Annotated in this window: 19 protein-coding genes and 3 pseudogenes; 5 read left to right on the forward strand and 17 right to left on the reverse strand. The window is 71.6% G+C overall.

Features of this window, described 5'->3' with window-relative positions; all coding sequences use genetic code 11:
- Positions 1-260 precede the first annotated feature (260 nt).
- On the forward strand, positions 261-1,895 hold the full coding sequence (gene uppS, locus AMK21_RS25630) for a polyprenyl diphosphate synthase (protein WP_073881543.1): 1,635 nt from the start codon (positions 261-263) through the stop codon (positions 1,893-1,895).
- 50 nt (positions 1,896-1,945) lie between these two features.
- Here the strand turns inward: uppS and AMK21_RS25635 are convergent, their stop codons facing one another.
- Entirely contained in the window at positions 1,946-2,587 is a 642-nt protein-coding gene (locus AMK21_RS25635; RefSeq protein ID WP_073881544.1) for a hypothetical protein, read from the reverse strand.
- A gap of 429 nt (positions 2,588-3,016) precedes the next feature.
- On the opposite strand from AMK21_RS25635, the gene AMK21_RS25640 reads away from it, so the two are divergent.
- A complete protein-coding gene (locus AMK21_RS25640; protein ID WP_073881545.1) occupies positions 3,017-3,796 on the forward strand; it encodes an SDR family NAD(P)-dependent oxidoreductase in 780 nt (259 codons plus the stop codon).
- Between the two features lie 20 nt (positions 3,797-3,816).
- Here AMK21_RS25640 and AMK21_RS25645 read toward each other — a convergent pair whose 3' ends face one another.
- The 10 genes from AMK21_RS25645 to AMK21_RS25690 form a co-directional block, all read right to left on the reverse strand.
- Complete coding sequence (locus tag AMK21_RS25645; protein ID WP_073881546.1) at positions 3,817-4,563, reverse strand: Clp protease N-terminal domain-containing protein; 747 nt, start codon at positions 4,561-4,563, stop codon at positions 3,817-3,819.
- A 73-nt stretch (positions 4,564-4,636) separates the two neighbouring features.
- Positions 4,637-5,416, reverse strand: a complete 780-nt coding sequence (locus AMK21_RS25650) for an exodeoxyribonuclease III (RefSeq protein WP_073881547.1) — start codon at positions 5,414-5,416, stop codon at positions 4,637-4,639.
- Positions 5,417-5,458: 42 nt separating this feature from the next.
- Complete coding sequence (locus AMK21_RS25655) at positions 5,459-6,112, reverse strand: MBL fold metallo-hydrolase (RefSeq protein WP_073881548.1); 654 nt, start codon at positions 6,110-6,112, stop codon at positions 5,459-5,461.
- A gap of 12 nt (positions 6,113-6,124) precedes the next feature.
- A complete protein-coding gene (locus tag AMK21_RS25660; RefSeq protein WP_073881549.1) occupies positions 6,125-7,663 on the reverse strand; it encodes an alpha/beta fold hydrolase in 1,539 nt (512 codons plus the stop codon).
- Between the two features lie 45 nt (positions 7,664-7,708).
- Positions 7,709-8,305 (reverse strand): hypothetical protein, encoded by a 597-nt coding sequence (locus AMK21_RS25665; RefSeq protein ID WP_073881550.1) that lies wholly within the window; start codon positions 8,303-8,305, stop codon positions 7,709-7,711.
- Positions 8,306-8,439: 134 nt separating this feature from the next.
- Positions 8,440-9,606, reverse strand: a complete 1,167-nt coding sequence (locus AMK21_RS25670) for an ROK family glucokinase (RefSeq protein WP_073881551.1) — start codon at positions 9,604-9,606, stop codon at positions 8,440-8,442.
- A 134-nt stretch (positions 9,607-9,740) separates the two neighbouring features.
- On the reverse strand, positions 9,741-10,595 hold the full coding sequence (locus AMK21_RS25675) for an ATP-binding cassette domain-containing protein (RefSeq protein ID WP_073881552.1): 855 nt from the start codon (positions 10,593-10,595) through the stop codon (positions 9,741-9,743).
- Positions 10,592-11,647, reverse strand: coding sequence for an ABC transporter permease (locus tag AMK21_RS25680; protein ID WP_073881553.1), 1,056 nt, complete (start codon positions 11,645-11,647; stop codon positions 10,592-10,594). Before AMK21_RS25680 ends, AMK21_RS25675 begins: the two co-directional genes overlap by 4 nt.
- On the reverse strand, positions 11,644-12,618 hold the full coding sequence (locus AMK21_RS25685) for a sugar ABC transporter substrate-binding protein (RefSeq protein WP_073881775.1): 975 nt from the start codon (positions 12,616-12,618) through the stop codon (positions 11,644-11,646). Before AMK21_RS25685 ends, AMK21_RS25680 begins: the two co-directional genes overlap by 4 nt.
- A 342-nt stretch (positions 12,619-12,960) precedes the next feature.
- Positions 12,961-13,719: a GntR family transcriptional regulator gene (locus tag AMK21_RS25690; protein ID WP_073881554.1), complete on the reverse strand. Its 759-nt coding sequence runs from the start codon at positions 13,717-13,719 to the stop codon at positions 12,961-12,963.
- 99 nt (positions 13,720-13,818) lie between these two features.
- On the opposite strand from AMK21_RS25690, the gene AMK21_RS25695 reads away from it, so the two are divergent.
- A complete protein-coding gene (locus tag AMK21_RS25695) occupies positions 13,819-14,832 on the forward strand; it encodes a Gfo/Idh/MocA family oxidoreductase (protein WP_073881555.1) in 1,014 nt (337 codons plus the stop codon).
- Between the two features lie 29 nt (positions 14,833-14,861).
- Here the strand turns inward: AMK21_RS25695 and AMK21_RS36295 are convergent.
- From AMK21_RS36295 to AMK21_RS25715, 4 genes and pseudogenes are all read right to left on the reverse strand, one after another.
- Positions 14,862-15,277: pseudogene (locus AMK21_RS36295) on the reverse strand (cytochrome P450); the annotation flags it as partial.
- 40 nt (positions 15,278-15,317) lie between these two features.
- Positions 15,318-16,490: a cytochrome P450 family protein gene (locus AMK21_RS25705; protein WP_073881557.1), complete on the reverse strand. Its 1,173-nt coding sequence runs from the start codon at positions 16,488-16,490 to the stop codon at positions 15,318-15,320.
- Positions 16,491-16,604: 114 nt separating this feature from the next.
- Positions 16,605-17,351 carry a response regulator gene (locus tag AMK21_RS25710; RefSeq protein ID WP_073881558.1) on the reverse strand — a complete coding sequence of 249 codons (747 nt, stop codon included), beginning with the start codon at positions 17,349-17,351 and terminating at the stop codon, positions 16,605-16,607.
- Between the two features lie 47 nt (positions 17,352-17,398).
- Positions 17,399-18,619 (reverse strand): sensor histidine kinase, encoded by a 1,221-nt coding sequence (locus tag AMK21_RS25715; RefSeq protein ID WP_073881559.1) that lies wholly within the window; start codon positions 18,617-18,619, stop codon positions 17,399-17,401.
- Positions 18,620-18,764: 145 nt separating this feature from the next.
- On the opposite strand from AMK21_RS25715, the gene AMK21_RS25720 reads away from it, so the two are divergent.
- Complete coding sequence (locus tag AMK21_RS25720) at positions 18,765-18,971, forward strand: hypothetical protein (RefSeq protein ID WP_073881561.1); 207 nt, start codon at positions 18,765-18,767, stop codon at positions 18,969-18,971.
- Here AMK21_RS25720 and AMK21_RS25725 read toward each other — a convergent pair.
- Positions 18,958-19,909 (reverse strand): annotated as a pseudogene (locus AMK21_RS25725) (DMT family transporter). The gene AMK21_RS25720 and the pseudogene AMK21_RS25725 overlap by 14 nt on opposite strands.
- A 268-nt stretch (positions 19,910-20,177) precedes the next feature.
- Here AMK21_RS25725 and AMK21_RS25730 point away from each other — a divergent pair.
- On the forward strand, positions 20,178-20,819 hold the full coding sequence (locus AMK21_RS25730) for a TetR/AcrR family transcriptional regulator (RefSeq protein WP_073881562.1): 642 nt from the start codon (positions 20,178-20,180) through the stop codon (positions 20,817-20,819).
- Here AMK21_RS25730 and AMK21_RS36300 read toward each other — a convergent pair.
- Positions 20,815-21,030, reverse strand: a pseudogene (locus AMK21_RS36300) (RNA polymerase subunit sigma-24); the annotation flags it as partial. The gene AMK21_RS25730 and the pseudogene AMK21_RS36300 sit on opposite strands and share 5 nt — an antisense overlap.
- Between the last annotated feature and the right edge of the window lie 130 nt (positions 21,031-21,160).

A 21,160-nucleotide genomic window follows, 5' to 3' on the forward strand; every position in this document is an offset into this window, starting at 1 on the left:
TCTCGTTCGAGCGGTCGTCGTCATCGCCGCGCCCGGCGCACGGCTTGGACTCTGATGGCCCGCCAGGCGCAGAGCGAGTCGCTCGTCCAATCGACGATTTTGCAGGCCCGCCAGCACTTTGCTGCCCGGTACCAGCCGGTCGGCGTCTCGTTAGTGATGGGAGGGTCGCCCGCCCATCGTCGGTGAGGAGGCGGTTTCGTCGGCCGCGCTGCACGGGTGCGGTGTGCTGGCGGCAGCGTGGTTGAAGGGGAGGTCTGTGCATGACGAGTGGTGCGACTTCGTTTGGTTCGTCCGAGTTGCGTGAGTCCTACGAGCTGTGCGAGACGGTGACCAGGCAGTCCCATGCGCCGCTGTGGCGGGCGGGTGAACTGCTGCCCGCTCCGGTGCGCCCGCACATGCATGCTGTCAACGGCTTCGCTCTGTGGACTGACGCCATCGCCGACAGGGGCGGAACCGCGGCAGAGCGTGAGCGACGGCTTGCCCGGTGGTATTCCGCCGTCCGCGAGGGGCTGCGGTCGGGGGACAGCGGGCATCCGGTGCTGCGGGCGTTCGTGGACACGGTGTGGCGGTGGGAGCTCGACCGTGCGGTGATCGAGGAGCATCTGGGCGTCCTGGAGACCGATTGCGTCAGTCCCCCCGTCTTCGAGACGTTCCAGGACCAGCGGCGATATCTGAGGGGGGTGACGGGTGCGCACTTCGAGCTGTGGTCCCCGCTGGTAGGTCTGAGGGATCCGAAGGTGCTGGCGCTGACCTCTTTGCTGGGCGAGGCGGGCCAGGCGGTGGACCAGTTCGAGGATATGCCGGAGGACCTCGCTGCCGGCCGGTGCTACCTGCCGCGCGGCGATCTGCGGGCGCTGGGACTGGAGGTGAGTGATCTTGTGCGCGGTGAACGTCCCGGGGCGCTGGCGGAACTGGTGCGCATGCAACTCGGCCGCTGGAAGGTCCTGCTGGAGCAGGCGGCGCCGGTGACGGGAATGGTGGAGCGCGAGTATCAGCCGTTCCTGCACGTGCTGGTGCTGGGGGCTCATCTGCAGTTCGACGAGGTCGCCCTCCGCCAGGAGCGGGTCTTCACTCAAGGTCTCGAGCCGCTGGTGTCTGCCGACGGAGCCTCCCGCCGCTCCGTATGGGCGCACGCGGGGGTGGACACGGTGCCCGAGCATGTCGCGGTCATCATGGACGGCAACCGCCGATGGGCCTCGGAGCAGGGCCGGCCGGCCTCCTGGGGGCATCAGGCGGGTCAGTGGTCCGCGATGCGCCTGGTCAACGCCGCACTGCGGCTGGGAGTGCGGCACCTGACCTTTTACGCGTTCTCCACCGAGAACTGGACCCGTTCCCAGGACGAACTGGATGCTTTGTTCGAGATCATGAGCGATGCGATGGCCCGCGGAGGTGGGGAGTGGCTGCACGACCTGGGGGTGCGGGTGCGCTGGTGCGGGCGGCGTGACCGCATCGATCCGTCGCTGGCCTCCGCACTGACCCTGGTAGAGAGCATGACGTCGAACAACGAGACGCTGACGCTGACCGTCTGCGTCGACTACGGCGGCCGCGAAGAACTGGTCGAGGCCGCCCGCGCACTGGCCGCCGAAGCGGCCACCGGAGCGATCCGGCCCGCGGACATCGGCCCCGCCGACCTGGACCGGCACATGTACGCACCCGGCCTTCCGGACGTTGATCTGCTGATCCGCACCTCCGGTGAACAGCGGATCAGCAACTTCCTGCCCTGGCATCTGGCCTATGCCGAGATGGTCTTCGACCCCACTCCCTGGCCCAGCTTCGGCCTGGAACAGCTACGGGAAGCGGTCACCATCTACGCCGGCCGCCAACGCCGCTTCGGCGGCACTCTCCCCGGACCCACCCGGCCAACAGAGCCAGTCCGCTCAGCAAAGCCGGCTTAAGCCCCCCTGAGCCCGGACCCGGGCGTCCTGAGCCCGGGCCCAGGCTTACCTCACGGCTTCGGCGGAGTGTACGTGCCGGTTACGGTCACATACCCCAGCACCGTGTCTTCGCTGAACGTGGACGTGCCGAACGTCGCGGTGTATGCCTCGAGCATTTCGGCGGTGGCGTACAGCGGCACCTCACTGAGCCGAACCTTCAGCGGCTGGCCCACCGGAACCTTGTCGGTGGACAGTTTCCCCTTCTCCGCCCCGCACCGGAGGGCCGAGGTGTGTTCGACAGCGAGGCCGTTGACCTTGCACTTGCCCGACGCCAGTTCGTCCTTCAGAGCGCCCTCCAGGTCGGTGAGCAGAACGTTGCCCAGCGGCGACCGCACCGAGACTCCGCCGTCGAGAGCACCGTTGCCCTTGGCCTTCGGCAGCTTCGTCAGCGAGGGGTCGCCTTTGCCGGAGCGCACGGGGAACCGCACCGCCGGACCACCGGAGGACTTGACCATCTCGGCAGGGGCCACGGCCTCGACCACCGCTCCCATCCGGTCCAGCTCCGCCTGGACCGGATGGGACCACCGGACCTCGACCCAGCCGTCGGAGACCGTGCCGTACTTCTCATCCGCCGCGGACGCCGTCCCGGCGAACTGCGCCAGCAAGGGCGCGGCCAGAGCGGCACCCAGAACGTTTCGTCGTGTCGCACTCATCGATGCGCACCATCCTTCCCCGGGCCGTAGGGCACGACCCGCAAGGAATCCTTCAGGCACCCTGCTGCCTGGTCTGCGGAGAGCCCGCAAACCACCCGAAAGGACGCAAGGAATCTCCGGCCGATGACGCGACACATTCGACCTCCTCCGGCACCGCATCCTCCTACCCTGACCGCTACCCGGCGTCACCACCGACTACGGGCCGGAGCCGTTGATGAGACACTCCCTCCACACACTGGGTTCCCCCAGTGAGATCGTGAGGCGGAGTGAGCCGGAGCGGGTCGAGATCGGGGACCTGTACGGGCAGTTCGAGAAGTGCACCATGGATGCGGCAGAGTTTCTCGGTGCGCTGGAGGGTGTGGTTCGCTTTCTGAAGCAGCTGCGGTCGTAGTCCGCGAGGCCTGGAGGATGGTGACCTAGGGTTCGGGCATGAGTGCGCAGACGTATGTGTCGGAGCTGTTTTCGCTGGCCGGCAAGGTCGCCATCGTGACCGGAGGCAGTTCCGGGATCGGGCGGGCCATCGCCGGGGCGCTGGCCCGGGCGGGGGCCGAGGTCGTCGTGGTGGCTCGGCGGGAGGCCGAGCTGAAGGCCACCGTCGGGGAGTTGGAGGGCGAAGGGTGCCGGGCCGCCTGGGTCAGTGCTGATCTGGGGACCGGTGAGGGGGTGCGGGGCGCCGCCGATGGGGTGGTGGCCGCGTTTGGGGAACCGGACATCCTCGTCAACTGTGCCGGGATCAACCTGCGGCCGCCCATGGACGACCTCGGTGAGGACGTGTGGGACACCACCATGGCCGTGAACCTCAAGGCACCGTTCCTGCTGGGGCAGCGGTTCGGGCCCGGGATGGCCGAGCGGGGGTACGGGCGGATCATCCATGTCACCTCGCAGCAGGCCCACCGTGCCTTCGTGAACAGCGGTGCGTACGGGGTGTCCAAGGGCGGTCTCGAGTCGCTCGCCCGGTCCCAGGCCGAGGCGTGGTCCCCGTACGGTGTCACCGTGAACACCCTGGTCCCGGGGTTCGTGCTGACCCCACTCAACGAGCGACTCTCCTCCGATCCGGAGAAGGTCGCCTCGCTCGCCGCCCGTACCTTCGTCGGGCGCAACGGGCTGGCGGAGGACTTCGCGGGAGCCGCGGTGTTCCTGGCCGGGCCCTCCTCCTCGTACGTCACCGGGCAGGCACTCTTCGTCGACGGCGGGTTCTCGGTGCACTGAGCCGCGCGCCGAACAGGCCGTCAGGAGCTCTGCTGCCACAGAGCGGCCGCCGCTTCGGCCACCGCGGACTCGACGGCCGCCGACGTCGCCTCCCTGGTGAGGCCCAGGCCGTTCAGCGGGCCCGAGCCGTCCTCGAACTCCAGCAGCGCCAGCAGGATGTGCTCCGTGCCCACGTAGTTGTGGCCGAGCCGCAGCGCCTCCCGGAACGTCAGCTCCAGGACCTTGCGCGCGTCCGCGTCGTACGGGATCAGCTCCGGCACCTCGTCGGCGGCGGTCGGCAGGGCGAGGCTCGCCGCCGCGCGGAGGGCGTCCGGTGAGACGCCCTGACCGGCGAGGACCCGGGCGGCGATGGATTCGGGCTCGGCGAGGAGACCGAGCGCCAGGTGTGCCGGGACGATTTCGGTGTGGCCGGCGGCCTTGGCCTCGTTATGGGAGGCCAAGACGATGTTCCGGGCCCGCTGGGTGAAGCGGCCGAAGCCCTGGCTCGGGTCCAGGTCGGACGGTTCGTCGCCCTTCTTGGTGACGAAGCGCTTCTGGGCGGCCTGGCGGGTGACCCCCATGCTGCGGCCGATGTCGGTCCAGGACGCGCCCGAGCGGCGTGCCTGGTCGACGAAGTGGCCGATGAGGTGGTCGGCCACGTCCCCGAGGTGGTCGGCGGCGATGACCGCGCCGGAGAGCTGCTCCAGTGCGTCGGGGTTGGACTTCTTGATGGCCTCGATCAAGTCGTCGAGGCGCACGGACGGCGTCGCGGGAAGTGGCTGCGTCATGCGTCAACCTTAGGTTGACAGTCCGGAGGGTGTCAACCTTGGGTTGCGCCTGGGCGGCTCCCTGGCCGCTCCGTCAGAGGTCCAGGTCCACCACCACCGGCGCGTGGTCGGACGCGCCCTTGCCCTTGCGCTCCTCGCGGTCGACGTAGCTGTCCTTGACCACGGCGGTGAACGCGGGGTTGCCGAAGGTCAGGTCGATCCGCATGCCCTTGTTCTTCGGGAAGCGCAGCTCCCGGTAGTCCCAGAAGGTGTACGCGCGGTCGTACTTGAGCGGGCGGGGCAGTACCTCGCCCAGCCCCTCCCCCTCCAGGGCCGCGAGAGCCGCGCGCTCGGCCGGCGTCACATGCGTGGCGCCCACGAAGAGCTCCGGGTCCCAGACGTCCTCGTCGGTCGGGGCCACGTTGAAGTCGCCCAGGACCGCGAATGGCAGGGCTCCCGCCGCGTCGGCCGCCACGGCCTTCCGCAGGGCCTCCAGCCAGGCCAGCTTGTACGCGTAGTGGTCGTGCTCGACCTCCCGGCCGTTGGGGACGTAGACCGACCAGAGGCGCAGCGGGCCGCAGGTCGCGGAGATCGCGCGGGGCTCCTGCACCCCCTCGTACTCCGGGCCGCCGGGCAGGCCGGTGACGACATCGGTGAGGCCGACCCGGGAGAGCAGCGCGACCCCGTTCCACCGGCCGGTGGCGTTGACCGCGGATTCGTAGCCCGCCTCGCGCAGGGCTTCGGCGGGGAACTGCTCGGCCGTGCACTTGGTCTCCTGGATGCACAGCACATCGGTGCCGCTGCTCTCCAGCCAGGCCAGGAGCCTCGGCAGCCGGGCGGTGATCGAATTGACGTTATAGGTCGCGATGCGCATGGCAGCCAACCTAGCGGCTCCCACTGACAGCGGCCGCCGGGCTCACAGCTCCGTGACGCCGCCCGGGGCCAGCCGACCGTGGTCCGCGCCGCCGAGGGCGCCGATCTGGCTGTCGTAGATCGGCCGCGCGAGGTCCGTCAGCAGGGCGTCGTGGACGTCGATCGCGCGGCGCGGCTTCACCTCGCGTACGTAGTCGATGACCTCGGAGATCTTGCTCCAGGGGGCCATCACGGGCAGCAGCAGGGTGTCCACGGGACGCTCGGGGACGGTGAGCGCGTCGCCGGGGTGGAAGACCGAACCTGCCACCAGGAAACCGACGTTGGTGATCCTCGGGATGTCCGGGTGGATCACCGCGTGCAGCTCCCCGTGCACGGTGACGTCGAACCCGGCCGCCGAGAACGCGTCACCGTCGCCCACCGTGTGCACGCGCCCCGGGAAGGCGGCCGAGAGCCGGTCGGCGACGCTGCGCAGGGTCCAGATCTCGGCCGCCGGGTTCGCCTCCAGGCCCGCCCGCAGCCTGGCCTCGTCGAAGTGGTCCGGGTGCTCGTGCGTGACCAGGAGGACGTCGGCGCCGAGGGCCGCGTCGTCCTCGGAGAATCCGCCCGGGTCGATGACCAGGACGCGCCCCTCCTTCTCGATCCGCACGCAGGAGTGGGTCTTCTTGGTGAGCGTGAGTGGCTGAGGCGATGCGTTCATGGCTCCATCCTGCTACGCGGGCGGGGTGGTTTCCTCCTGGATCACGGACTGCGCGATCGTGAAGGCGGCGCCGGCCGCCGGGATGCCGCAGTAGACGGCGGTCTGGAGGAGAACCTCCTTGATCTCGGCCGGCGTCAGGCCGTTGCGCAGGGCGGCGCGGGTGTGCGCGGCCAGGCCCTCCAGGTGGCCGGAGGCGACGAGCGCGGTGAGCGTGACGCAGCTGCGGGTACGGCGGTCGAGCCCGTCCCGGCTCCAGGCCTCGCCCCACTCGTACCGGGTGACCAGCTCCTGGAAGTCCTCGGTGAACGGGTCGGTGGAGGCGTTCACGGCGTCGACGTGGGCGTCCCCCAGCACCTCGCGGCGCACCTTCGTGCCGCGTTCGTGGCGGCTCTCCCGCGGGCCCACGGCCTCGGGCGCGTCGGGCGCCGGGGCGATCTCTGCGAGGGGCGCGAACGGGGTGGCCGGCGTGGCCGGTCCGGGGACGAGCGGCGGTACGGGGGCGGCGGTGGGCGCGTCCTGCCAGGCGGTGGAGAAGTGCGTCAGGAGCAGGTCGCAGACGGCGGCGGGCTGCTCGACCGGGGCCAGGTGCGAGGCGCCGGGGACGAGCGCGAGGCGGGCGTCCGGTATCCCGGCGACCAGCGTGCGCGCCTCGGCGGGGCCGGTGACCTGGTCCTCGGCGCCGACGAGGACCAGCGTCGGGACACCGATCCGGCCCAGGTGGTCACGGATGTCGAACGCCGCCAGCGCCTCGCAGGCCGCGATGTAGCAGCCGGGGTCGGTGGTGCGGACCATCTGCACGGCCCACTCCACGATGGCGGGCTGCGCGGCGGCGAAGCCGGGGGTGAACCAGCGTTCCGGCGCAGTGCGGGCCATCGGCTCCAGGCCGTTGGTACGGACGATCACCCCCCGCTGCCGGAACTCGTCGGCCGTGCCGAACCGGGGCGAGGAGGCCACCAGCGCCAGCGAGGCCACCCGGTGCGGGTGGCGCAGGGCCAGGTCCGCCCCGACGGCCCCGCCGATCGAGCAGCCCGCGTAACCGAACCGCTGGACACCGAGCCCGTCGAGCGTGGCGATCAGCCGGTCCGCGAGCTCGGCGACGGACGGCGCCGCGTGGGCGGGGGCGCCGCCGTGGCCCGGCAGGTCGTAGCGGAAGACCCTCCAGTGCTGGGCCAGCTCGGGTATCTGGCGATCCCACATGTGCCACGTCGTCCCCAGGGAGGGCCCGATCACCAGGACCGGGGCGTCCTCAGGACCGTCGAACCGGTACTGGAGGGTGCGCGGGGCCTCGGCGGCGGGCCGTGGGCTGGAGGGCCGGGGCGAGGGGGGCTGGGGCTGCGGGGCGGGCGCCTGCTCCGCCGCCGGGGGGTGCGGTGCAGGTGCCGGCAGCTGTACGGGGGTGGCCGGCGGCGCCACGGGCTGCGGGAACCCGGGTCCCATCAGCTGCGGGGCCGCGGGCTCCGGGGCCGGAGCCGCCAGGAGCGGGGGGCCGGGGTACGGGGCGGGTCCGCCGGGGTGGGGGGCGCGCGGGGGCTGCGGGGTCGTCTCGCTCACTTCGCTCACTCGCTCCAGGTTAGTGAGCGCCCCTCCGGGTCCCGGTCAGGGGGTCGCCGCGGAAACGACATAGACGACAGGACTGGCCGGGTCGGTCATGTTGACCGTGATGGTCTGGGTGGGGCGCGGCTTCTTGTTGGTGTGGGTGACGCTCGCCCAGTCCTCGTTGGGGCTGAAGTACCACCCGGTGATGGCGGTGTCCCGGGGGCTGATGTTGACCTTCCCGGGCTCCAGGGCGGCGCGGCCGGTGCCGACGCCGGACAGGAAGCGGTCGAGACCGGCGGAGGTCGTCCGGAACTTGGCGTACATCCGGCTGGCTTTCCAGTTGTTCGTCTCGTAGTACTGGACCCCGATCCCGTTGCCGGGGATCGGGATCTCGAAGATCCGGCGCTGCATCTTGGAGGGCCAGCCCTCGCGGAGGCCTACGGCGGCCGCCTCGGCCTCCTTGTCCTTGCCCGAGCGGCGGCTCTGGCCCGCGGAGACGAGGAGGTAGCCCGCCGGGATGCCGATCAGCAGGACGATGATCGTGGCGGTGATGAACCGCCGCCTGAAGACCTGTCGGGGGCTCTCAGGCGGCTTGCCCCCGCCGTCGCCCGGCGACTCGGACTGGGGCGGCGCCACGGGGTGGTCGGCTGCGATCATGATCAGGAGGTCCCTCGTGCTGCGGAGCGGAGTACGTCAGGCGCAAAGGCCGGTCGGGTACGGAGTCGGGTACAGGGTCGGGTACGGGTCCGAAAGCGCGTACGGAGCTGAGACGCCGGGCGGGCCGTCGCGGTTCAGTCGACCGTGCGGGTCGAACGGGTGTTGCGGATGGTGCTCGCCGCCTGGTCGTAGATCTGCGCGTACCGCTCGTACCGCTCGACGCGGCGCCGGTTGGCCCGGCGGAAACGGCGGGCCACCAGCCTGGCGAGGTCCGCGGCGCCGACCATACCCGCCTCGGGGCCCAGCTGCGCCTTGGCGATGCGGGCCTCGGGGCGGTAGCCGCGGCCGGTGAGGTGGCGCTTGAAGGCGTCCCGGGCGGGGCCGATCAGGAGGTCGTCGGCGGCGCTGACGCCGCCTCCGATGACGAAGCAGGACGGATCGAGCGCGGCGGCCAGGTTGGCGATGCCGACGCCGAGCCACTGGCCGATGTCCTGGAGGAGCTCGATGCACATGGCATCGCCCTCGCGGGCCAGTTCGGTGATGAGGGGGCCGGTGATGTCGGAGACGTTGCCCTTCACCCGGTCCAGCAGATAGTGGGCGACCGGGGATTCGGCGGCGGCCAGCTCCCTGGCCTCGCGGACCAGGGCGTTGCCCGAGCTGTACTGCTCCCAGCAGCCCCGGTTGCCGCAGGGGCAGCGGTGGCCCGAGGGCACGACCTGCATGTGGCCGAACTCGCCGGCGACGCCGTACTTGCCGCGCTTGACCTGGCCGTCCTCCAGGATCGCGCCACCGATCCCCGTACCGAGCGTGATCATGACGAGGTGGTCCTCGCCGCGGCCCGCTCCGAAGCGCCACTCCGCCCAGGCGGCGGTGTTGGCGTCGTTGTCGACCATGACGGGGACGACGAGGCGGGAGGCGATGGCGTCACGCAGAGGTTCGTCGCGCCAGGCGAGGTGCGGGGCGAACAGGACCTTGGAGCGGTCGGCGTCCACCCAGCCCGCCGCGCCGATGCCCACCGCGTGGACGTCGTGCCGGTCGGAGAGGTCCAGGACCAGTTCGACGATGGTGTCCTCGACGACCTTGGGGCTCTTGGACTTGTCGGGGGTCTCGGTGCGCAGCTGTTCCAGGATGGTGCCGTCGGCGTCGACGACGCCCGCCATCACCTTCGTACCGCCGATGTCGATCCCGACCGTGGGGACGCGGGGGGCGGTGAGGTGCGAGCGGCGTTCCTTGGTGCCGACGGTCTTGAGGACGGTGGCGCGGGCGGAGCCGCGGTCTGCGAAGTCGCGGTACGTGCTCATCGTCCCTGCGGGGTCTGGGGGGCCGGTCGCCTCTCGCGCCCGGCGGCGGACGGCGCCCGCCGCGCCCGATTCTGCCACTGCCGGGCCCCTGCGACCGCTGGGTGGGGGTGGGCCGCGCCGGGGCGGGTCGTCGGTCAGGGGGTGTCGTCGGTCGCGGCGGGACCGCCCGGGAGGGTGGGGGTAGGGGTGCGTTCCAGCTCGTGGCTGAGCTCCTCCAGCTCGCTGCCGCCCGCCATCTGACGTGTCAGTTCGTCCAGCGTGACGTCGTCCTTGGTGTGGCTGCCGGACATCGCCCCGCGCTTGAGGAGGACGAACCGGTCGCCGACGAGGTGGGCGTGGTGCGGGTTGTGGGTGATGAGGACCACGCCGAGGCCGGCGTCGCGCGCGGCCGCCACGTACTTGAGCACCACCCCGGACTGCTTGACACCGAGGGCGGCGGTCGGCTCGTCGAGGACGAGGACCTTGGCGCCGAAGTAGACGGCGCGGGCGATCGCCACGCACTGGCGCTCACCGCCGGAGAGGGTGCCGATGGGCTGGTCGACGTCGCGCAGGTCGATGCCCATGCGGAGGAGCTCCGTACGGGTCGTCCCGCGCATCTTCCGGACGTCGAGGCGCTTGAAGGGGCCGAAGCCAATGGTGGGTTCGGAGCCGAGGAAGAAGTTCCGCCAGACCGGCATCAGGGGGACGACGGCGAGGTCCTGGTAGACGGTGGCGATGCCCCGGTCCAGCGCGTCGCGAGGGTTGGCGAGCATCGTCTCCTCCCCCTCGATCAGGAACCGGCCGGCGTCGTGCCGGTGCAGCCCCGCGATGATCTTGATGAGGGTGGACTTTCCGGCGCCGTTGTCGCCGAGGACGCAGGTGATCTCGCCCGCGTGGACCTCCAGCGAGACGTGTTCCAGGGCTTTGATGTTGCCGTAGAACTTCGATACGTCGTCCAGCTCGACGAGGGGGCCGGCGGTCTTCTCGGTAGTGTCAGAAGTGGCCGTCATGACGTCGCCTCCGCGCGCTTGCGCACCCACGCGTTGAGCAGGGTGGCCAGGAGCAGCATCGCTCCCAGGAAGAATTTGAACCAGTCCGGGTTCCACTCGGCGTACACGATGCCCTTGCTGGTCATGCCGAAGATGAAGGCACCGACCGCCGAGCCGATCGCGGAGCCGTAACCGCCGGTGATCAGGCAGCCGCCGATGACGGCCGCGATGATGTACGTCAGCTCGTTGCCGACGCCTTCGCCGGACTGGACGACGTCGTAGCTGAAGAGCAGGTGCTGGCCGGAGATCCAGGCGGCGAAGGCGACACCGAGGTAGAGCCCGATCTTCGTACGGATGACGGGGACGCCGACCGCGCGGGCGGCATCCGCCTCGCCGCCGACGGCGAAGATCCAGTTGCCGAAGCGGGTACGGAGCAGGATCCAGGTGGCGAGCGCGACGAGCGCCACCCACCACAGGATCGTCACCTTGTACTCGACGCCGCCGAGGGTCAGCGTCGAGGCGAACAGGGCCCGGGCGGACTCGAAGCCCTCCATGTCGCCGATGGCCTTGGTGGAGACCGTGCCGCTGATCAGCTTGGTGAAGCCGAGGTTCAGGCCGGTGAGCATCAGGAACGTACCGAGCGTGATGATGAAGCTCGGCAGTTTGGTGCGGGTCAGCACGAACCCGTTGAACGCGCCGATGGCGAGCGTGACCAGCAGCGACACGAAGACGCCGACCCAGACGTTGGCCGTCATCCGGTAGCTGAACATCGAGGAGATCAGCGCGGAGCTGGTCACCAGGACACCGGCGGAGAGGTCGAACTCGCCGCCGATCATCAGCAGCGCGACCGGGGCGGCCATGATGCCGAGGACGGAGGCCGCGTACAGCACGGTGCCGAAACTGGAGGCCTGGAGGAAGCTGTCGGCGACGATCGCGAAGAAGAGGAAGACGGCCGCCGCGCCGACGACCGAGCCGAGCTCGGGGCGGCTGAGCAGCTTGCGCAGCGGCGAGGTGCGTACGAGGCGCTCGTCCACCTCCGCCGGCTTCTGCGGGGCGGCGGTGGAGCCGCTCATCGGGTGCCCCGCTTGGTGTAGTCGGCCAGGGCGTCCGCGTCGTCCTTGGTGATGATCTGCGGGCCGGTCAGGACGGGCAGGCCGCCGCCGAGGACGTTGCGGTTGTAGCGGTGGAGCCAGAGCAGGTCCACGGCCTCGTACCCCTGGAGGTAGGGCTGCTGGTCGACGGCGAAGCCGAGCTTGTCGGTCTGGAGGCCGGTGGCGACCTTGGCGTTGAGGTCGAAGGTGTCGATCTCGGCCTTGCTGCCCGCCGTCTGCTTGGCCTGCACGGCGGCGTCGGCGAAGGGCGCGCCGAGGGTGACGACCGCGTCGATGCTCTTGTCGGACTGGAGCTTGGCCTCGATGGACGCGGTGACGTCGGGCATGTTCGTGCCGTCGACGTACAGGTTCTGCAGCGTGCCGTCGAAGGTCTTCTTCGCCCCGGCGCAGCGCTGCTCGTGGCCCACGTTGCCCTGCTCGTGCAGGACGCAGAGGACCTTCTTGCGGTCCCGCTTGTCGAGCTCGTCGCCGACGGCCTCACCGGCGATCGACTCGTCCTGGCCGATGTGGGCCAGGGCGCCGAACTCCTTGGACTCGGCGGAGCCGGAGTTCACCGTGATGACCGGGATGCCCGCCTTGACGGCCTTGCCGATCACGGCCTTCATGGCGTCGGGCTTGGCCAGCGAGACGATCAGCCCGTCGACCTTCTTGTCGATCGCGGTCTGGACGAGCTGGGCCTGCTGGTTGGCCTCGTCGTTGTGCGAGTAGAGGAAGTTGATGTTGTCCTTGACTGCGGCCTGCTCGGCGCCCTTCTGGACGATGTCCCAGAAGGTGTCGCCGTCGCCCGAGTGGGTGACCATGGCGAAGGTCCAGCGGGGCGTGTTCACCGCGGCCCGGCCCCCGGCGGCCTCAGCCGCGCGCTCTTCAGCCCGCTTGCCGCCGGTGCTGCTGCATCCTGCGGCTGCCAGCACCACTGCCAGGACGGCGCCCAGCGCGCGTACCCCTGTCCGAACCCTTGCCACGACGCCGTGCCCTTCTACTGCTGCTCGCTGTGCGCTTGATCGGGCCGGGGAGTGTACGGGGCCCCGGACCGGCTGCCCAGTATCCCCGAGCCCTGCCCGCTCCCGCCCGGGGGGCGCCTTCCAGCCCGTGCGGGGTGCCACCTCCAGCCCGTCCGGCGCTTGAGGACGGACCCGTCGATGTGGGCGCCGGTCGCCCTCGGGGGAGCCCGTGCCCCAGGAATCCTCTGCCTGCGGGCTCACCGGCGCAAGGGTTCCGCCCTCGAACGCCGGACGGGCTTGATCGGGCACCCCGGAAGGGCTGGATCAGGCGGCTCAGGCGCGCACCAACAGCTGGAACTCGAACGCGTAGCGCGACGCGCGGTAGACGTGGGAGCCGAACTCGACCGCACGACCCGTGTCGTCGTACGTCGTCCGCTCCATGGTGAGCAGCGGCGCCCCCGGCTCCTCGTCCAGGGCCCGGGCCTCCCCCGCCGTGGCGGCGCGGGCGCCGACGGACTGTCGGGCGCTGTGCAGGGTGATGCCCGAGGCCCGCATCATCCGGTAGAGCCCGGTGGACTCCAGCTCCCGCCCCGTGAGGGCGAGCAGGTCCGGGGGGAGGTGGTTGCGCAGGAGGGCCATCGGCTCGTCGTGGGCGTAGCGCAGCCGCTCGACGAGGTGGACCTCGGTGCCCTCGGCGACACCGAGGGCGGCGGCGATCTCGGCGGTGGCCGGTTCCATGGTGGTACGCAAAACCCTGGTGGCGGGGCGCTGGCCGGCCGCCTCCAGGTCGTCGTAGAGCGAGCTGAGCTCCAGCGGGCGGCGGACCTGGCTGTGCACGACCTGAGTGCCGACACCCCGGCGGCGGACCATCAGCCCTTTGTCGACGAGCGACTGGATGGCCTGGCGGACGGTGGGCCGGGAGAGGCCGAGCCGGGCGGCGAGCTCGATCTCGTTGCCGAGCAGGGTGCCGGGGGTCAGCCGGCCCTGTTCGACGGCGGCCTCCAGTTGCTGCGCCAGCTGGAAGTAGAGCGGCACCGGGCTGGTGCGGTCCACGCTCAGCGGCAGCGGCTGTTCGGCTCCTTGTACGGTCACGCGGCGAGCCTAGTTCGATTGTCCGGACAAAGCCATGGTGGCGTCATTTGTCAGGACAAACGCTTGACATGATGACCGGGCGAAGGCCACCTTGGGGCCATGCGCATCGGACTCATCGGAACGGGACGTATCGGCACTTTCCATGCGGAGGTGCTGAGCCGTCACCCCGCCGTGGACTCCCTGCTGGTGGCGGACGCGGATCCGGAGCGCGCCGCCGTGGCGGCCACCCGGACCGGAGCCTCGGCCGTCCCGGTGGACGCGATGTTCACCGGCGAGGGCCACGGCCTCCCCGACGCGCTGGTGATCTGTTCGGCGACCGCCGCCCACGCCCCGCTCATCGCCCGCGCCGCCCGGTCCGGGCTGCCCGCGTTCTGCGAGAAGCCGATCGCCCTGGACCTGCCCGGCACGCTCGGCGCCCTCGCGGAGGTCGAGGCGGCGGGCAGCGTCCTCCAGCTGGGCTTCATGCGCCGCTTCGACGCCGGGTACGCCGAGGCGAGGGCGGCGGTGCGGGAGGGCAGGCTCGGGCGGCTGCACACCGTACGGGCGGTCACCTCCGACCCCGCTCCCCCGTCCGCCGACTACCTCCCGCTCTCCGGCGGGCTGTACCGGGACTGCCTGGTGCACGACTTCGACATCCTGCGGTGGGTGACGGGCCGCGAGGTGAGCGAGGTGTACGCCACCGGGTCGGACGCCGGTCCCGCGATGTTCCGCGCGGCGGGCGACGTGGACACGGCCGCAGCCCTGCTCACCCTGGACGACGGCACGCTCGCCACCGCCACGGCGACCCGATGCAACGGTGCCGGTTACGACGTCCGTATGGAGCTGGCCGGCGAGCTGGACCAGATCGCCGTCGGCCTGGACGACCGTACGCCGCTGACCTCGGCCGAGCCGGAGGGCCCGGGCGCACCGCCGAAGCCGTGGCCCGGGTTTTTGGAGCGGTTCGCCCCGGCGTACGAGGCGGAGCTATACGCCTTCCTCCGGGTCGCCCGGGGCGAGCTGGCCAACCCGTGCGACGGGCGGGAGGCCCTGCACGCGCTGCGGATCGCCGAGGCCTGCGAGGTCTCGCGCCGCGAACGCCGCCCGGTGGCGATGGAGGAGATCCCGGGCGGGTGAGGCCGGGGCCGGGCGGCTGAGACGCCCCGCCGGTCCGGGGCCGCGAGCATCCGGTCCAGCAGCTCGTCGGTCATCTTCCGCACGCGCGGGGCGAGTTGCTCCACCCGGCGCGGGGTGACCTCCCGGGCGACGAGTTTGCGCAGCCTGGTGTGGTCAGGGGTGTCGCTGCTGAGCATCGAGGTGCCTGGGGAGACCTTGGTGGCGCCCAGTGCGAGCCGAGGCCTTGGCCCACTCCTTGGAGAGCCGCTGGTCGGCGAGGAACGTCCGCCCGGCCTCGAACCCGACGACGAGCCAGGCGTGGGTGCCCTCGGGGATTGCGGACCCGGTGGACCGGGCCCCTGGCCCGTAACGCGGCGTGGACGGGGTAGGGGTCGCGGATCAACTCATGGCCGAGTGCGGCGAGATCGACCAGCTCCTCGGATTCCGGGGTCGCTTGGGTGGTCAAGGCGTCTCCCCTCTCGCAGAGTTGTGCGGGTACAGCGGCCTCACCAGCGCACCGGCAGCCGCCGCACCCCGCGCATCAGCAGGCCGGGCAGCCAGTCCGGCTCGCCGCCCGCCGGGTCACGGGCGAGGTCCGGGCAGCGCTCCAGAAGGGCCCCGATCGCGATGCGTGCCTCCATGCGGGCGAGCGGGGCGCCCAGGCAGTAGTGCGCCCCGTGACCGAAGGCCAGGTGCCCCTGGGGGGCGCGGCGGATGTCGAAGGTGTCCGGGTCCTCGAACCGCTCGGGGTCGCGGTCGCCCGAGGCGAGGGCGACGAGCACCACCTCGCCGCGCGGGATCACGGTGGAGCCCACCGTGACGTCCTCCTGGGTGAAGCGGAAGGTGGCGGTCTCCACCGGGCCGTCGTACCGCAGCATCTCCTCCACCGCCCCGTCGAGCAGCTCGGGATCGGCGCGCAGCAGGGCCAGTTGGTGCGGGTGGTCGAGGAGGGCCCGCACCCCGTTGGCGATCAGGTTGACGGTGGTCTCGTGCCCGGCCACGAGCAGCAGGAAGGCCATGCCGACCAGCTCGTCGGCGGAGAGCCGGTCGCCGCCCTCGTCGCGGCTCCGGATCAGCGCGCTCAGCAGGTCATCGCCGGGCGAACTGCGCTTGTCCTCGATCAGTTGGACGAGGTAGGCACCCATCGCGCCGACGAGGTCGGCCTCTCGCTGGGCCGGGGTCGGGGAGACGACGCCGTTGGAGAGCGTCCGGAAGGCGTCCCGGTCGATGTCGGGGACGCCGAGCAGCTCGCAGATGACGGTCATCGGGAGCGGGAAGGCCAGCGTGTCGACCAGGTCGGCGGAGCCGGCCGGGACCATGGCGTCGAGGAGCTCCGTGGTGATCTCGGTGACGCGGGGCCGCAGCGCCTCGATCCGGCGGGCGGTGAACTCACGGACGACCAGCTTGCGCAGCCGGGTGTGGTGCGGGGCGTCCAGCTCCAGCATGTTGGAGCTGATCGCGTTCGATTGGGCGGTCCAACGCTCGGTGGTCCGCCAGTCCTTGCCGAACCGCTGGTCGGCGAGGACCGAGCGGGCCTCCTCGTAGCCGACGATCAGGTGGAGGCGCTCGATGTGCTGGGTGCGCACCGTGTGCACCGGGCCCTCGGCGCGCAGTTTCGCATAGTAGGGGTAGGGATTCGCCGTAAAATCCGGCAGATCCCGCAGATCGAGCACAGCCATCGTGGTCAGCCTTCTCTTCCGGTCCGGACCACTCAGCGTAGGGCCGGCCCGATCCGGTCGGCGTAGGTCGGCCCGGCCACGCGGCGCAAGCCGGTCCCGTCCGGACCGGTCCGGTCAGCGTAGGCCGTCGCTCTCCTCGTCGTCCGTGTCGAGCAGCCCGGCATCGTGGACCAACAGGGCGATCTGGACGCGGTTGTTCAGGTCGAGTTTGGCGAGAATCCGCGAGACCTGGGTCTTGACGGTGGCGACGCTGAGGTAGAGCTCGCCCGCGATCTCCGCGTTGGAGTGTCCGCGTCCGACGGCCACCGCCACCTCCTTCTCCCGCTCCGCCAGCTCCGCGAACCGCCTGCGGGCCCGCTCGGTCCGGCTGGTGCGGTCATCCTGCGCACCGCCGACGGCCCGGGCCATGAGCTGCCGGGTGACTGCGGGCGAGAGCACCGGGTCCCCGGCGGCGACCCGGCGGACGGAGTCCACGATCCGGGCGGGCGGGGTGTCTTTCAGGACGAATCCCGCGGCTCCGGCACGGATGGCCCGCAGGACCTGTTCGTCGGCGTGGAAGGTGGTGAGGACGACGACCTCGGGCGCGTCGGGGCGGCGGCGCAGTTCCTCGGTCGCGGTGAGCCCGTCCATGCCGGGCATCCGGATGTCCATCAGGACGACGTCGGGGCGCAGCCGTTCGACCAGGGCGGCGACCTCGCTGCCGTCCGCGCCCTCCCCCACGATGTCGACGTCGTCGGCCCCGCCGAGCATCAGCGTGAGTCCGGCGCGCACGAGCGGGTCGTCGTCGACGATGAGCAGCCGGACAGGGGAGGACGCGGACGCGGAGGACGCCGAAGAGTGCGGGGACGCCGGGGTGTTCATGACAGCCACCGTAGCCAGTCGGTCCCGGGCGGCCGCCACCCCCCGCCTCACGCGGCGGGCCACGGGAGCCGGGCGCGGACCAGGAAACCGCCGTCCGGCGTGGGGCCGTGCTCCAGCCGGCCCCCGGCGAGCGTGGCGCGCTCGGTGAGGCCGATGAGGCCCTGGCCTGAGCCGGGCACCCGCTCGAAGGGTTCGGTGGGGGCCGGGTTGGCCACCTCGATGGTGAGCCCGTCCCCGGGGCCGCCGGTCACGGTGACGGTGACCTCCGTACCGGGTGCGTGTTTACGCGCGTTGGTCAGGCACTCCTGGGCGATGCGGTACACCGTGCGGCCGGTGGCGGCGGGGGCGTCCGCCGGGGTGTCGACGCGCTGGTCGACGGTGACCTTCATGCCCGCCCGGCGGGACTCGTCGATCAGCCCGTCCAGGGTGGCGAGGGTGGGCTGCGGCCGCTCGCCCTCGCCGGTGTCCCCGGGGCCGCGCAGCACGCCGATGATCTCCCGTAGGTCCTGGAGCGCCTCGTGGGCGCTGTCCCGGATGACTCCGGCGGCCCGGGCGATCTCGGCGGTGGGGGCGTCGGGCCGGAATTCGAGGGCCCCGGCGTGGACGCTGAGCAGGGTGAGCCGGTGGGCGAGGACGTCGTGCATCTCGCGGGCGATGGCCTCCCGGGCCAGCCGCTGGGCCTGCTCGGCGCGGAGTTCCGCCTCGGCCTCGGCGCGGCGGGCCCGTTCGCGGAGCGTGAGGACGAGCCGGCGCCGGGAACGTACGACCATGCCCCAGCTGAGCACCAGCAGGATCAGCAGGACCCCGAAGACGACCGAGGTGACGAAGCCTGTCTCCGGGTCGGGACGCAGCCAGGGCTGGAGGGGCGCCACGATCAGTGCGCCCGCGCCGACGATCGCCACCGGCTTGAAGGGACGGTGGACGGCCAGGCTGAACAGGGCGACCATCAGGGCGCCGCCCGCGACGGGCTCCACGACGGACAGGACGGTCAGGGCGGCGGCGAGCCCGACGGGCCAGCGCCGCCGGAACCAGAGGGCGCAGCAGGCGGCGGCGCCGACCACCGAGTCGACGACGAGCACGGCGTCCGGGGTGGACCCTTCGGTCTCGATCGCGGCGAGGGCGATGAGGGCGATGCCCGCCGCGATGAGGAAAGCCGTGATGTCGACGACCCAGTCGCGTACGGTCCGCCGCGTCCGGGCCGGGTCGCCGGGCAGCTCGGCTCCGGCCATCTCCGAGGGGAGCGGCCAGGGGTACTCGTTGCGCGTCATATCGACGAAGCTACGCAGCCGGGCACCCGGGACGGGCCCGGTGCGGCGAGGGAGCGACCAAAGTCGCGGGACCCGCTACTTTCGGCGCGGCGGTCGGGCCCTGTGGCCGACGCGGCGCGAACGGGTGTGCCACGAAGCTCGGCGCATGAAGAAGTTCATAGAGGCGGTCGGGTTCATCATCTTGCTGCAGGGCGTGGGAGGGCTGGTCTACGAGTGGACGGGGTGGTTGCGGCTGTGGACGCTGGCCCAGCACATCGACTTCTTCGGTGACCGCGCGCTGTTCGTCAGCATCGTGCTGATCGTGACGGGCTTCGCGGTCATGATCGCGCCGGACGCGGTCACGAAGAAGTAGGGCCCGCTCCTCGGTCCGCTCCTTCCGCGCTGCGGCGCCCCCACGCGGTGCCTGCCAGGACGAGGACGGCCCCGGCCACCCCCAAGGCGCCGAGCCGCTCGCCACCGAGGCTGATGCCGACGGCGGCGGCCCACAGCGGTTCCGTACCGAGCAGCAGGCTGACCCGGGACGGCGATGTGCGGCGTACCGACCACATCTGCACGAAGAACGCGAACAGCGTGCAGAACACGGAGAGGAAGACCAGCCCCGCCCACTCCCGGGGACCGAAGTCCGCCGCCACGCTCCACGGCGAGGCTCCCGTCCCCGGGAGCGCGGCGAGGACGGCGAAGACGGCGACCGCGCTGCCGAGCTGGACCGTGGTCAGGGAGAGCGAGTCGGCCGACCGGACCGCCTTCATGCGGGCCATGGCCAGGACGTGAACCGTACGGGCGAGGGCGGCGAGCAGCATCAGCAGGTCTCCGGCCGAAGGGCTGGTGAACCCGCCACCCTGGGTCAGGAGGATCACCCCGGCGACGGAGAGCCCGGCCGCCGCGACGAAGGAGGCCGGGGGCCGGACCCGGGTCACGGCGGCTTCGGCGAGCGGCGTGAAGACCATGGTGAGGCTGATGATCAGCCCGGCGTTGGTGGCCGAGGTGTGGACGACCCCGTACGTCTCCAGCAGGAAGATCCCGCTCAGCACCAGGCCCAGCAGCCCGGCCCCCCGCCACTGCGCGCCGGTCAGCGCCCGCAGCTTGCGCCACCCGGTGGCCACCAGGACGGGCAGCACGAATCGCGAAGCGCAGGACGAGGACGGCGATGACGGTGTGGGTGGTGGTGATGCCCTTGGCGGCGAGATAGCTGGCGCCCCAGACGACCGCGACCGCCAGGACCGGGAGGTCGGTGAGCCAGGCTCTGCGGGGTGGTGCGAGGGCGGGTGCGGGCGCGACGGCAGCGGACACCTGGTGCTCCTGGTTCTCCACAGGGGGACAGATGGTGGAGACCTCACCGGCTCACACGCGGAAACGATCACGCTACTCGCCGGGCGTGGCGGAAAGGAACACCTGTCTCACGGAGCGGATCCCGCCCGGATCATCCGCCGGTATCACCCGTGGTCAGAGCCGGACGCGCCGGTGAACGGGGAGGCGGAGCGGGCGGCGGGGGGTCCGGGGGAGCCTCCGGCCGTCTCTAGACTGACGCCTCGATAACTCTGAGGTACGGAGTGGTCACATGGCGGCAGTACGGCTGGACGGGCGGATCGAGCGGGGCAACCAGACGCGGCAGCTGATCCTGGGGCGCGCGGTCCAGATCGCCTCGGTGGAGGGGCTGGAAGGTCTCTCCCTGGGGCGGCTGGCGGCCGAGCTGAAGCTCAGCAAGAGCGGTGTGTTCGCCCTCTTCGGGTCGAAGGAGGCGTTGCAGCTCGCCACGGTGCGCGCCGCGGTCGCGGTCTACGTCGACCATGTGCTGCGTCCGACCCGCTCGGTCCCGCCGGGGATCGGCCGGGTCTGGCGGATGTGCGAGGCGTGGATCGCGTACTCCCGGGAGCGGGTCTTCCGGGGCGGCTGCTTCTTCTACGCGGCCACCGCCGAGTTCGACGCGCGCGGCGGCAAGGTGCACGACGCCCTGGCCGCCGCACAGACCGGCTGGGTCATCTTCGTCGAGGAGACCATCGAGGAGGCGCGGGCCGCGGGCGAACTGGCCGGGGACACCGACGTACGGCAGCTGGCCTTCGAGGTGATCGCGTTCCTGGAGCTGGCCAACGCGGAGTCGGTGCTGCAGAACAACAGCCTCGGGTACGCCAAGGCGGCGCGCGCGATCCTGGGACGGCTGCGGGCGGCGGCGACGGAGGGTGCTTCGCTGCCGGTGCCCTGAGCTTCTCCGGGGCACGGACCGCCCGGATGCGAGTGATGCGGCCGCCGGTGAGGCTGAACGCCGCCACGGTGACGGTGACGCCGGCGTGCTGGGCGACCAGGCCGGGCCGGCCGTTGACCGTCCGCTCCAGGAGCGTCAGCCCAGGGGCTTTGTCGGCGATGTGGATCAGGTACTGGGCGACGCGCTCGCCCTCGACCGGGCGCAGCCCGGCTGACAGGACACGGCACAGCTGGTCGGTGCCGACGTGAAGTCGCCCGGATCTCTCCCGGGGTTGTTTGCGGCTTGGGGGCGGATACAGCGAGGCGCGCGGGACCAGGCGGAACTCGGGCTCACGGGTGGTC

The sequence above is a fragment of the Streptomyces sp. CB00316 genome, assembly GCF_001905595.1.
Taxonomy (GTDB): Bacteria; Actinomycetota; Actinomycetes; order Streptomycetales; family Streptomycetaceae; genus Streptomyces.

Coding starts and splice junctions, on each gene's coding strand:
- uppS (WP_073881543.1), top strand. CDS start 261: ATGACGAGTGGTGCGACTTCGTTTGGTTCGTCCGAGTTGCGTGAGTCC.
- AMK21_RS25635 (WP_073881544.1), bottom strand. CDS start 2,587: ATGAGTGCGACACGACGAAACGTTCTGGGTGCCGCTCTGGCCGCGCCC.
- AMK21_RS25640 (WP_073881545.1), top strand. CDS start 3,017: ATGAGTGCGCAGACGTATGTGTCGGAGCTGTTTTCGCTGGCCGGCAAG.
- AMK21_RS25645 (WP_073881546.1), bottom strand. CDS start 4,563: ATGACGCAGCCACTTCCCGCGACGCCGTCCGTGCGCCTCGACGACTTG.
- AMK21_RS25650 (WP_073881547.1), bottom strand. CDS start 5,416: ATGCGCATCGCGACCTATAACGTCAATTCGATCACCGCCCGGCTGCCG.
- AMK21_RS25655 (WP_073881548.1), bottom strand. CDS start 6,112: ATGAACGCATCGCCTCAGCCACTCACGCTCACCAAGAAGACCCACTCC.
- AMK21_RS25665 (WP_073881550.1), bottom strand. CDS start 8,305: ATGATCGCAGCCGACCACCCCGTGGCGCCGCCCCAGTCCGAGTCGCCG.
- AMK21_RS25670 (WP_073881551.1), bottom strand. CDS start 9,606: ATGAGCACGTACCGCGACTTCGCAGACCGCGGCTCCGCCCGCGCCACC.
- AMK21_RS25675 (WP_073881552.1), bottom strand. CDS start 10,595: ATGACGGCCACTTCTGACACTACCGAGAAGACCGCCGGCCCCCTCGTC.
- AMK21_RS25680 (WP_073881553.1), bottom strand. CDS start 11,647: ATGAGCGGCTCCACCGCCGCCCCGCAGAAGCCGGCGGAGGTGGACGAG.
- AMK21_RS25695 (WP_073881555.1), top strand. CDS start 13,819: ATGCGCATCGGACTCATCGGAACGGGACGTATCGGCACTTTCCATGCG.
- AMK21_RS25705 (WP_073881557.1), bottom strand. CDS start 16,490: ATGGCTGTGCTCGATCTGCGGGATCTGCCGGATTTTACGGCGAATCCC.
- AMK21_RS25710 (WP_073881558.1), bottom strand. CDS start 17,351: ATGAACACCCCGGCGTCCCCGCACTCTTCGGCGTCCTCCGCGTCCGCG.
- AMK21_RS25715 (WP_073881559.1), bottom strand. CDS start 18,619: ATGACGCGCAACGAGTACCCCTGGCCGCTCCCCTCGGAGATGGCCGGA.
- AMK21_RS25720 (WP_073881561.1), top strand. CDS start 18,765: ATGAAGAAGTTCATAGAGGCGGTCGGGTTCATCATCTTGCTGCAGGGC.
- AMK21_RS25730 (WP_073881562.1), top strand. CDS start 20,178: ATGGCGGCAGTACGGCTGGACGGGCGGATCGAGCGGGGCAACCAGACG.